The sequence below is a fragment of the Hydrogenophaga sp. FW305-3-2-15-A-LB1 genome, from assembly GCF_058787875.1.
This window is the reverse complement of the sequence record NZ_JBYTAE010000002.1, coordinates 101,425-112,727: the sequence shown is the minus strand read 5'-3', so window position 1 is coordinate 112,727 and position 11,303 is coordinate 101,425. Positions and strand designations below refer to the sequence as shown.

Genomic DNA, 11,303 nt, shown 5'->3' with positions numbered 1-11,303 from the left:
CCCGGCACACCACCGATTCGATTCCATGGACCTTGCGATCAGACGTTTCGGCCGCCCCGGGCGGGAGATGGTGGGCGTGTACCAGACCGCCAGCAGCGGTGGCGCACCGCGCGCGCGCTTCCTGCTGTGCCGCCCGCTCGGCCAGGAGGCCGTGCGCACCGCGGCCATCTACCGTGTCGTGGGCGAGCGGCTCGCGCGCGAGCGCTGTGAATCCCTGCGCTTCGACTACCACGGCACCGGCGACTCCCCCGGCAACGAGGAAGACCAGTCGCTCAGCGGCTGGCTGGACGACACCCTGGCCGCCCACGAGCAGCTGCAGGACGGCGATGGCGCGCCCGTGATCTGGTTCGGCATGGGCCTGGGCGCCACCCTCGCGCTGCGCGCGGCCCTGCGCGCGCGCAAGCCGCCCACGCAGCTCGTGCTGTGGGAACCGGTGCTCGACGGCCCCACCTACATGCGCCAGCTCATGGAAGGCCACCAGCGCGAACTGGTGCGCATGTTCCGCGTGCCCTGGGACCGGCTGCTCGCCAGCGACAAGGGGGTGGCCCCCGGCCTGCCGGGCGACCTGCTGGGCTTTCACGTCGGCCAGTCCCTCGCCGACGAACTGCAGAACCTGCGCGACGTGCAGGTGGCGCCCGCGCTGCGGCGCGGTGTGCGCGTGCTCTGCGCCGTGCCCGATGAACAGCGCGGGCATTTCGCCGACCTGGAGAACCACCCCGAATTCCGCCTGCACAATATCGGGCAGATCACCGACTGGATGTCCAGTCAGGCGATGGGCACGGCGATCGTCCCTCCGGACCTGCTGCGCGCCGTTCTCTCCACCCTCGACTGACCGATGGCCGAACACACCCTGACGCTGGGGATCGAAAACCACCTCGTCGCCACCTTCACCCCCGCCGACACGGGCTTCAACGGCGCGCCGCCCGTCGTGGCCCTGTTGACCAACTCCGGCGTGATCCCGCGCAGCGGGCCGCACCGCATGAACGTGCACCTCGCGCGCCGCCTCGCGGCCCAGGGCATTCCTTCGGTGCGTTTCGACATGAGCGGCCTGGGCGACAGCCGCCGCACCGCCAGCACCCTGCCGGTGGTCGAACAGTGGGTGGCCGACACGCGCTCGGTGATGGACGCGGCCCAGGCGCGCTTTGGCTGCGCGCGTTTCATGATGGTGGGGTTCTGTTCGGGCGCCGAGGTGGCGCACCTGGTGGCGCTGGAAGACCCGCGCCTGCGCGCCATCCTGCTGTGGGACCTCTACGCCTACCCGACGGCCGCCTCACGCACCCGGACCTTCTTCTACAAACTGCGCCGCGCGGGCCTGGCGGGCGCGGTGCGCAAGGCGGCCGACCGGCTGCTCGGCCTGTTCCGCGCCAGATCCACCGACGGCCATGGCGGCAACGGCAGCGGGCGCGCGGTGGAAGTGTCCCTGGCGCCACCGAAAGAGGTCTTCGGCCAGCGCATCCAGACCCTGAGCGACGGTGGCGTGGAGCTGCTGTTCGTCTACTGCGGCGGCGAGCCCGAGTGGTTCAACCACGCCGGCCAGTTCAAGGGCATGTTCGGCCAGTTCCCGTTCCACGAGAAGGTGGGCTTCAACTACCTGGAAGTGTCGGACCACCTGATCACGACACGCACCGCGCAGCAGGCCTTCCTGGCCATGACCGACGACTGGCTGACAAGCCGCGTGCTGCCTTCGAACCGCTGAACCGTTCGCTCAGCCCTTGGGCGGCGAGCGGAAGTTGGTCGCCTTCATCCACGTCTCCACCAGGCCGATCAGGCGGGCGCGGTTGGCCGACGACGCGAAGGTGTGGTCGCATTCCTTGAAGTACTCCAGCCACAGCTGGTCGCCGAAGGTCAACAGGGGGAAGGCGTCCAGCAACTGGCGGCGGTAGTTGTGCTGGCGCTGCCGGTCTGAGGTGAGCACGGCCAGCATCTGCACACCGCTGCCGAGCGCGCGGCCGTAGGCATTCTGCAGGAAGGCCTTGACCTTCGGATCTTCCAGCGACGGCCCCCGGGCCTCCACCTCTTCGGCCGGCGACCCGCCGGGCGCCTTGCGGCTCAGGCGGCGCCGCAGCGCGCGCCAGATCGGGTGGCGGCCCAGCATCAGGTTCAGCCAGGCGCGCAGGCCCAGGATGCGGTGGCCGTAGTGGTGCACGTAGTAGCCCAGGGTGCGCGGAATGGACGGGTCCATCAGCGCCACACCCACCACGCGCTCGTCGGTGCCGGCGTAGATGATGGAATGGTCGGCGCCCGAGCACAGGCCCACCAGCACCACGCGCTGCACCTGGCGCGTGGCCTGCAGCATGTCCAGGATCTCGCGGATATCGGCCATGGTGGCGTCCAGCGGCGGCAGCGCATCGCTGCGCGCCTCGCTGTCGCCCAGGCCGGAGAGGTCGACCCGCAGCACACCGAAACCCGCGGCCGCCAGCGCGCGGGCCAGCAGCACGTGCATGCGGTTGGGGCCGACGCGGTGGATGATGCCGGCGTTGAGGATAACGACAAAAGGCGCGTCGGGCACGGCCGAGCGCGTGGACGCGGGCGTGATCACCCCGACCATGGATTTGCGGGGGCCCAGCAGCAAGGCCTGTTCGACGACGCGTTCCATCAGGCCAGCCACTCCACGACACGCTGCAGCAGCTTGACGGGCACGGCGCCCGCGCCGGAATGCTGGTCCTCCAGCCAGGCGGGCTGGCTCTGGATGTGCTCGAAGGGCTGCGCGCCGGGCCGCGCCGTTTCGAGCGCGGTGCGCACGGCGTCCTGCCCGAGCACGTTTTCCGACACCACCATGAGCGTGCGCGCCGGCAGGCCGGGCGCGTGCTGCAGCAGTTCGATGGCCTGCAGCTCGGTGGCCAGGGCCACGGACATGGGAAAGCCCAGCAGCTCCCCGGCGTTCACCTTCAAGGCGCGCTCGCGGGCCACGGCCGCGTCCAGGCGCTGCAGGCCGGCCAGGTGATCGGCCCCCTGCACCACCGGATCCCACAGCACCACGGCATCCACGTCCTTGCGCCGCACCGGCGCCACGCGGGCCGCGAGCAGGCCACCCAGGCGCAGGCCCACCAGACCCACGCGCTGCAGGCCGGCGGTGTCCTTGAGTTCGTCGATGGCGGTTTCCACGTCGGCCTGCCAGCCTTTCAGGTCGCCCTCGTTCGTGTCCCCGGCGGAATCGCCGGTGCCGTAATAGTCGAAACGCAGCACGTGCACGCCGGACTCGGCCAGCAGCCGGCCGAGCTGGCAGACGCTGCGGTGCGCGCGCAGGTACTCCGTGCCCCAGGGCGGGCAGATCACGACCCCGCGCGCCTTCCCGCCGCGCGCGTGCGCCGGCGTGTAGACGCCGAACAGGCGGCGCGAGCTCTCACCAAAAAACAGTGGCGTCATTCCTGGAGGCTTCCCTTTTCGGCGGCCGCGGTGGCCACCACCTGACGCAGGTTCTGGAAGAACAATGTACGCGCATCCATGCGCCACCCCAACCGCTTTTCCACCGCCTGCGCCACGCGCAGCGACAGCAGGGAATGGCCGCCGAGTTCGAAGAAGTTGTCCTCGGCGCCCACACGATCGACGTGCAGGATGTCGCGCCAGATCTCGGCCATGGCCTGCTCGTGGCCCGGCTCGGGTGCGACGAAATCGCGCGCGGCCTGCACCGCGTGGCGGAACGGGTCGGGCAGCGCGGCGCGGTCGACCTTGCCGTTGGGCGTGAGCGGAATCGCGTCCACCGCCGCCACCACCGACGGGATCATGTAATCCGGCAGCTGCTTGCGCAGGAAGCGGCGCACGTCGCTGGCGGTCAGGTCTTCGCCCGGCTGGAACGCCAGGTAGGCCACCAGCCTCACGTCGGCCGGGCCGGCCTCGCGGCCCATCACCACCGCCTGGCGCACGGCCGGGTGGGCGGACAGCGCGGTCTCGATCTCGCCCAGTTCGATGCGGTAGCCACGCACCTTCACCTGGTGGTCGAGCCGGCCCAGGTGGTGCAGATGGCCTTGCGCGTCCCAGCGCGCGAGGTCGCCGGTGCGGTACAGGCGCGCGCCCGGCTCGCGGGCGAAGCGGTCGGCCACGAAGCGCTCGGCCGTGAGCTCCGCGCGCTCGTGGTAACCCGTGGCCACGCCGGCACCGCCGATGCACAGCTCACCGGGCACGCCGATCGGCACGGGCTCGCCGCGCGCATCGACCACATAGACCTGCGTGTTCGCAATGGGCCGGCCGATGCGGATGGGCGCCGGCGAAGGCTCCACGCGCTGCACGGTGGACCAGATGGTGGTCTCGGTCGGGCCGTATAGGTTCCACAGCTGGGCCACGCGCTCCAGCAGGCGGTCGGCCAGGTCGCGCGGCAGCGGTTCGCCGCCGCAGAAGGCGCGCAAGGGGCGCGCCGGGGTCCAGTCGGTTTCGAGCAGCAGGCGCCAGGTGGCCGGCGTGGCCTGCAGCACCGTGGCTCCGCACGCGGCGAGCCAGTCGGCCAGCGCCGCGCCGTCGGTGACGGTGTCGCGCGAGGCGAGCTCGACCCGCGCGCCCACGGTCAGGGGCAGGTACAGCTCCAGACCGGCGATGTCGAACGACACCGTGGTCACGGCCGCGAGCACGTCGTCGGCGCCCAGGCCGGGCTGCAGCGCCATCGACGCCAGGAAGTTGGCCAGCGCGCCCTGCGGCACCACCACGCCCTTGGGGCGGCCGGTGGAGCCGGAGGTGTAGATCACATAGGCCGCGTCGCCGGCGCCGGCCGAGGGCGCCGGGTTCTCGCCACTGTGCGCGGCGATCGCGGCCGCGTCGGCCAGCGGGTCCACGCAGCGCACGCCTTCGGGTGCGCTCACGGCGTCGGCCGCCTCGCCCGCCGTGACCAGCACCTGCGCGCCGCTGTCTTCCAGCATGTAGGCCAGGCGCTCGGCGGGAAAGTCGGGGTCCAGCGGCACATAGGCCCCACCGGACTTGTGCACCGCCAGCAGCGCGATCAGCAGATCCAGCGAGCGCTCCATGCAGATGCCCACGCGCACGCCGGGCCGCACGCCCAGGCCCTGCAGGTGGTGCGCGAGCTGGTTGGCGCGACGGTTCAGCGTGGCGTAGTCCAGGGTCTGGCCCTCGAAGCCCGCCGCGGTGCGCGTGGGCGATTCGGCGGCCTGCCGCTCCAGGCGCTGGGCGAAGAGCGTGGTGTCCAGCGCCTGCGTGGTCTCGTTGAAGCCGTGCACGAGCTGTTCGCGCGCGGCCGGCGTGAGCAGGGGCAGCTGGCTGATCGGTGCCTCGTGGTTCGCCACCGCGCCGCGCAGCAGGGCCTGCAGCTGCGAAGCGAGGCGCTCCATCATGTCGCTCGAGTAAAGGTCGCTGCGGTACTCCAGGCTGCAGACCAGCCGGCCGCCCTCCTCGCGCGCGAACCAGGTCAGCTCGTGCAGCGCACCACCACCGGTGATGGCCAGGCCGCTCTCGCTGGCCGAGCCCTGGCTCTGGGTGTTGACGTTGTGCTGCACCACCGCCACCTGGAACAGCGGCGAGTGCTGGAACGAGCGCACCGGGCGCAGCCGCTCCAGCACGCTTTCGAAAGACACCTCGCGGTGCTCGTGCGCGTCCAGCAAGGCGTTGCGCGCGCGGCGCAGCAGTTCGCTGAAAGCCGGGTCGTCGCCGGCCTGCAGGCGCACCACCTGCAGGTTCACGAAGGGGCCGATCAGGTTTTCGAACTCGGCGCGCTCGCGCACGCCCATGGGGCTGCCCAGCAGCAGGTCGCCCTGCGCCGTGTGCGCGCGCAGCAGCGCGGCGGTGGCCGCCAGCAGCGCCATGTAGACCGTGGCGTTCTCGCGCCGCACCAGCTGGCGCAGGCCCGAGAGCAGCTCCGCGTCCAGCTCGAAGTCCACCGAGGCGCCCTTGGGCGGCGCGTCGGACAGCGGCAGGTCGGCGGGAAAGGCCGAGAGCTGGGGCGCGCCTTGCAGCGTGCGTTCCCACCAGTCCAGCCCGGCGGAGGTGTCGACCGCGTGGCGCTGCCAGGCGGCGTAGTCGGCGTACTGCAGCGCGGGCGCGGCGGCTCCGTCGCCACGCGGCGCCGCCAGCTCGGCCGCGATCTCGCTGCGCAGCACGTGCAGCGACCAGGCATCGACCGCGATGTGGTGCGCCGCGACCATCACCACCCAGCTGTCGCCGGCGGTGGCGTAGACCTCGAAACGCGCAGGCGTCTCGTGCGCCAGGTCGATCGGCGTGTGCACCACGCGCTCGACATCGGCGTCCACCTGCCATTTCTGTTCGGTCGGGGTCAGGTGCCGCAGGTCGTGCATGCGCACCTTGGGCACCTGCACGCGGCGGCCCGTGGGCTTGCCCTGTTCCTCGACGAACACCATGCGCAGGCCGAGCTGGCGCGCGTGCACGCGCTCGATCGCGGCCACCAGGGCCTCACCGCTCACGCCCAGGGGCGCGAGCCAGGTGGTGGCCATCAGGTAGGTGGTGCTGTCGGGTTCGAGCTGCTGCAGGATCCACAGCCGCTCCTGGAACGGCGACAGGGGCAACGGCCCGTCGTGCGCCACGCCGGCCACCGGCCCGGCGCCGGGGGCGCGGCGCTGCGCCAGCAGCGCGAGCAACTCGGTCTTGTGTTCGCCGATGGCGTGTTTGAGGTCCTCGTCCAGGCGGCCTCGGGCCGCGCTCACGCGCAGGCGGCCTTCGTCCGCCGTCAATTCGACGCCCAGGCCTTGCAGCTGTGCCAGCAACTCGTGCGCGTTCAAAACTCGATCTCCTCCCGGTCCTCATCCCCAGCGCCGCTCTCGGGCTGGCCTGTGCTCCTGGCGCCCGATGCGCCCTGGGCCACCACTTTCGCCGCCAGTTGGCGGATGCTGGGGCCTTCGAACAGGTCGCGCAGCGACAGGCGCGCGCCGAATTGCTCTTCGATGCGCGCGATGATGCGGGTGGCCATCAGCGAATGCCCGCCCAGCGCGAAAAAGTCGTCGTCGAGCCCGATGTCGTCCACACCCAGCAGGTCGGCCCAGATGGCGCCGATGCGCGCCTCGATCTCGCTCGGGGCCAGCGCCTGCAGGTCCACCGGCGCGGCGGCGCCCGGCTCGGCCGAGGCGGGCTGGCTCTGCATGGCCTCGCCCGAGGTGCGCAACCAGGCCTTCAAGGCCTCCACGTCGCGCAGCATGTCGGGCATCACCTGGCGGGTGACGTACACATGCGGCAGGCCGCTGGCGAGCACGCGACCGAAGGCTTCAGCGCCCTCCTGCGGGCGGATGGCATAACGCAGCGCGGCGTGCGAGCTGTCGCCCCCCTGCGCGGCCGAGAAGCCGACGTCGCGCCACGAATCCCAGCCCACCGCGAGCACACGTTCGCTTGAGCGCGCGAGGCCGGACTTGGCGAACGCGTCCTGGAAGGCGTTGGCGGCCGAGTAGTCGACCATGCCGGCCGAGCCGAAGGAGGTGCTGATGGACGAGCACATCATGAAGAAATCGAGCCCGGCGCCGGCGAGCACGCGGTCCAGCACCAGCGTGCCTTCGAGCTTGGGCCGCAGCACGGCCTCGATGCTTTGCGCCGTTTTCTCGAACACCGTGCCGGTGCCCAACGCGCCCGCGGCGTGCACCACGCCGTGCACCGCGCCGAAACGCGCGCGCGCCATGGCGACCACGCCCTGCATCTGCGCTTCGTCGGCCACGTCGGCCGAGCACAGCAGCACCTCGGCACCGGCGGCTTCCATCGCGCGGATGCCGGCGATGCGCTCCTTCTGCGGCGCGGGCGTGTCTTTCGCCGCCAGCAGCGTGTCCCACTGCGCCCGATCGGGCCAGGCCGAGCGCGAGACCAGCACCAGCCGGGCCGCGCGCGCGGTGCGGGCCAGCCATTGGCCCAGCGTGAGGCCGATGCCACCGGCACCGCCGGTGACGAGGTAGGTGCCACCCTCGCGCAGCGGCAGCGCGCCCGCGTCGGCGCCCAGGCGCTGCGGCGTGAGCGTGGGCGTCCAGCGGTGGCGCCCACGGTAGGCCACCACGCCGTCCGGATCGGGCCGGGCCGCTTCGGCGCGCAGCGAGGCGGCCAGCCGGGGCGCGGCCTCAGGCGTCCATTCGCTGCCCGCCAGATCGATCGCGCGGCAGTGCACGCCGGGCACGTCCAGCGGCAGGAGCAAGGCCGGGCCGAGCAGCAGCGCGCGCTCGGGCCGAACGGACTCGGTGCCCAGCACCGGCTCGCGGTCGCTGCTGAGCACCAGCACCGGCAGCGGCTGGGCGCGCTTCACGCCACCCAGCGCGCGCGCCAGGCAGATCAGCGCGTCGAAGGCCTGGCGGCGGCCTTGCGGCAGTGCGGCGTCCAGGGCGCCGGCCATCAGCGGCGCATCGGGCGCCACGTTCCAGGCGTGCAGCACGCAGGCCAGCGGTGCCTCGCCCAGGGCGCCGAACAGTTGATCGTGGTCGGCCTGAGAACTGGGCGCCACCTCGTAGTGCGTGGCGGAGACCTGCCGGAACACGTCACCGGTGGTCACCGAGACCACCTCGGCGCCCTGCCCGGCCAGCGCGCTCGCCAGGGCCTGTGACGCGGCATCGTCGCCCCGGAACACCAGCCAGCGGCCCTGGGCCTCGGTGGACGGCGACAGAGCGGTCGGCAAGGCGCCCGCGCGTTGCCAGGAAGGTTCCCAGAACCAGTCGTCGACGGGCCGCTGCACGGCGGCCTCCGCCACCGGGGCCGCCGCCTTGGGGGGCGCGGCCTTGGGCGCCGCCGGGTCCACCGCGTGGCGCTTGCGTTCGAACGGATAGGTGGGCAGCGGCACGCGGTGCGGCCGCACCGGGCCGTGCAGGCCGGCCCAGTCGAGCGACACGCCCGCGAGCCAGAGGCGGCCGGCGGCGTCGAGCACCGCCTGCGAGCCCTGGCGGGCGTCGCGCGCATTGCCCATGGACAGGCTGGTGCGGCGCACGCCTTCCACGCCCAGCGTCATGCCCGCCAAAGTGGCCAGCGAGCGGCCGGGGCCGACCTCGAGCAGGTGCAGCGAGGCATCGGCCGCCAGCGTGCGCACGCCGGCCTCGAACAGCACGGCGCGGCGCAGGTGCTCGGCGTAGTACGCGGGCGAGGTGGCCTGGGCCGGTGTGATCCACAGGCCGGTGACGTTGGACACGTAGGGCACGCCGGGCGCGGCCAGGGCCATCTTCTCGACCAGCGCGGTGAACGGCGCGAGCACGCCTTCCATCATCGAGGAATGGAACGCGTGCGAGGTGTGCAGCGGCTGGGCGTCGATGCCCTGCTCCTTCAGTTGTTTGAGGCAGGCGTCGAGCGCTTCGTGCGGGCCGGAGATGGCGCACAGGCCAGGCGCGTTCACCGCCGCGATCTCCAGCGTGCCGGCCGGCGTGGCCAGCCACTTCTGCAGCTCGGAAGCGCTGAGCTGCACCGCCGCCATGCCGCCGGGCGCCATGCCCTGCATCAGCTGGCCGCGCGCGGCCACCAGGGTGAGCGCATCGGCCAGCGACATCACGCCGGCCAGGTGGGCCGCCACGTACTCGCCAATGCTGTGGCCCAACATCGCGGCCGGGCGCACGCCCCACGACTGCCACAGCGTCGCCAGCGCGTACTCGGTGACGAACAGCGCCGGCTGGGCATAGCGGGTTTCGTTGATGGTGAGGTCGCCCGCGGGGGCGAACAGCACTTCGCGCAGGTCGCGGCCCAGGGGCTCGCGCAGCAGCTCGGCGCAGCGGTCGATCGCATCGCGGTACACGGCGTGCTGCGCGTACAGGTCGGCGCCCATGCCGGCGAACTGGCTGCCCTGCCCGCTGAACAGGAAGGCCACGGGTCGCTCGCCGCCTTCGTGGCGGGCCGTGTGCACCGGGGCGCGCTTGGGCGCACCGAGCGCGGCCACCGCGTCGGCGGCCGTCGCGGCCACCAGGGTGCGGCGGTGCGGGAAGGCACGCCGGCCTTCCTGCAGCGTCCAGGCCACGTCGCGCAGGTCCTGCGCCGCGCCGGGCCCGGCGAGGTGCTCGCGCAGGCGCTGCGTGGCGGCTTCGAGCGCGGCCTCGCTGCGCGCGGACAGCACCAGCAATTGCGGTTGGCCTTTGGTTTCTGCGCGCTCCAGCTCGGGCGCTTCCTCCAGCACCACGTGGGCGTTGGTGCCACCGATGCCGAAGGAACTCACGCCCGCGCGGCGCGGCGCATCCCCCGCTGGCCAGGGCGCGACCTGGGCGCTGGCCGTGAACGGCGAGCGGTCCAGGCCGAGCTGCGGGTTGGCCTGGCGGAAGTTCACCAGCGGCGGCAGCTCGCGGTGCTGCAACGCCAGCACGGTTTTGATCAGGCCGGCCACGCCGGCGGCGGCGTCGAGGTGGCCCAGGTTGGCCTTGAGCGAGCCCAGGCGGCAGAAGCCCTGGTCGGCGGTGCCGGCCTCGAACACCTGGCGCAGCGCCGCGATCTCGATCGGGTCGCCCAGCGGCGTGGCGGTGCCATGCGCCTCCAGGTAGCCGATGCTGCGCGGCTCCACGCCGGCCAGCATCTGCGCCGTGGCGATGGCCTCCACCTGGCCGTCCACGCTGGGCGCGGTGTAGCCGGCCTTGCCGGCGCCGTCGTTGTTGATGGCCGCGCCGCGGATCACGGCGTGGATGGTGTCGCCATCGGCCAGCGCATCGGCCAGGCGCTTGAGCACCACGATGCCGGCACCGGCGCCGGGCCGCGTGCCCTTGGCGTCCACGTCGAACGGCCGGCAGTGGCCGTCGGGCGAGAGGATCATGCCCTCCTGGAACAGGTAGCCCCCGCGCTGCGGGAAGTTCACCGACACGCCACCGGCCAGCGCGATGTCGCACTCGTGCCGCTCCAGCGCGCGGCAGGCCACCTGCACCGCCACCAGCGAGGTCGAGCAGGCGGTCTGCAGCGTCATGCTGGGTCCGTGCAGGTCCAGCTTGTAGGACACGCGCGTGCAGAGAAAGTCCTTGTCGTTGCCCAGCATGAGCTGGTAGCCGCCGACCGAGGCGGCCAGCGCCGGGTCGCGCAGGATCTGCGACAGCAGGTAGGTGTTCATGCTGGCGCCGGCGTAGACGCCGACGGCCTGCGCGATCGCGCCGGGCGCGTAACCCGCGTGCTCCAGCGCCTCCCAGGCGCACTCCAGGAAGATGCGCTGCTGCGGGTCGATCACCTGCGCCTCGCGCGGCGACATGCCGAAGAAGCCGGCATCGAAGTGGTCGGCGTTCTCCAGCACCGTGCCCTTGCGCACGTACTGAGGCTGCGCGCTCAGGGTCGGGTCCACGCCCGCGCCGTGCAGGTCGGCGTCGCTGAACGGTTCGAGCGACTCGACGCCCTCGCGGATGTTCCGCCAGAACGCGTCCAGATCGCGCGCGCCCGGGAAGCGCCCCGCCATGCCGACGATGGCCATGGCGTGCTCGGGAAATTTCTCGCTGGGACCCATC

The 11,303-nt window shown here is 72.4% G+C and carries 6 protein-coding genes; 2 read left to right on the top strand and 4 right to left on the bottom strand.

What is annotated here, in order from left to right:
* The first annotated feature begins 25 nt into the window (after positions 1 to 25).
* Both AC3WPZ_RS01080 and AC3WPZ_RS01075 read left to right on the top strand, forming a co-directional pair.
* Positions 26 to 832: an alpha/beta fold hydrolase gene (locus tag AC3WPZ_RS01080; protein ID WP_382324617.1), complete on the top strand. Its 807-nt coding sequence runs from the start codon at positions 26 to 28 to the stop codon at positions 830 to 832.
* A gap of 3 nt (positions 833 to 835) precedes the next feature.
* The gene (locus AC3WPZ_RS01075) at positions 836 to 1,696 is read left to right on the top strand and encodes a serine aminopeptidase domain-containing protein (protein ID WP_492437809.1); all 861 of its coding nucleotides are present in this window, start codon (positions 836 to 838) and stop codon (positions 1,694 to 1,696) included.
* A gap of 9 nt (positions 1,697 to 1,705) precedes the next feature.
* Here the strand turns inward: AC3WPZ_RS01075 and AC3WPZ_RS01070 are convergent, their stop codons facing one another.
* From AC3WPZ_RS01070 to AC3WPZ_RS01055, 4 genes are read right to left on the bottom strand one after another with little or no spacing between them, the layout of a single operon-like run.
* A complete protein-coding gene (locus AC3WPZ_RS01070) occupies positions 1,706 to 2,596 on the bottom strand; it encodes an alpha/beta fold hydrolase (protein ID WP_382324613.1) in 891 nt (296 codons plus the stop codon).
* Entirely contained in the window at positions 2,596 to 3,366 is a 771-nt protein-coding gene (locus AC3WPZ_RS01065) for an alpha/beta fold hydrolase (RefSeq protein ID WP_492437807.1), read from the bottom strand. The genes AC3WPZ_RS01070 and AC3WPZ_RS01065 overlap by 1 nt, the downstream gene beginning before the upstream one ends.
* Positions 3,363 to 6,674, bottom strand: coding sequence for a non-ribosomal peptide synthetase (locus AC3WPZ_RS01060; protein ID WP_492437805.1), 3,312 nt, complete (start codon positions 6,672 to 6,674; stop codon positions 3,363 to 3,365). Before AC3WPZ_RS01060 ends, AC3WPZ_RS01065 begins: the two co-directional genes overlap by 4 nt.
* Positions 6,671 to 11,269, bottom strand: a complete 4,599-nt coding sequence (locus AC3WPZ_RS01055; RefSeq protein WP_492437804.1) for a type I polyketide synthase — start codon at positions 11,267 to 11,269, stop codon at positions 6,671 to 6,673. The genes AC3WPZ_RS01060 and AC3WPZ_RS01055 overlap by 4 nt, the downstream gene beginning before the upstream one ends.
* Positions 11,270 to 11,303: the final 34 nt, after the last annotated feature.

What these genes read in the sequence shown, in the direction of transcription:
- AC3WPZ_RS01075 (WP_492437809.1), top strand. Translation starts at nt 836, where the DNA reads ATGGCCGAACACACCCTGACGCTGGGGATCGAAAACCACCTCGTCGCC.
- AC3WPZ_RS01080 (WP_382324617.1), top strand. Translation starts at nt 26, where the DNA reads ATGGACCTTGCGATCAGACGTTTCGGCCGCCCCGGGCGGGAGATGGTG.
- AC3WPZ_RS01055 (WP_492437804.1), bottom strand. Translation starts at nt 11,269, where the DNA reads ATGGCCATCGTCGGCATGGCGGGGCGCTTCCCGGGCGCGCGCGATCTG.
- AC3WPZ_RS01065 (WP_492437807.1), bottom strand. Translation starts at nt 3,366, where the DNA reads ATGACGCCACTGTTTTTTGGTGAGAGCTCGCGCCGCCTGTTCGGCGTC.
- AC3WPZ_RS01070 (WP_382324613.1), bottom strand. Translation starts at nt 2,596, where the DNA reads ATGGAACGCGTCGTCGAACAGGCCTTGCTGCTGGGCCCCCGCAAATCC.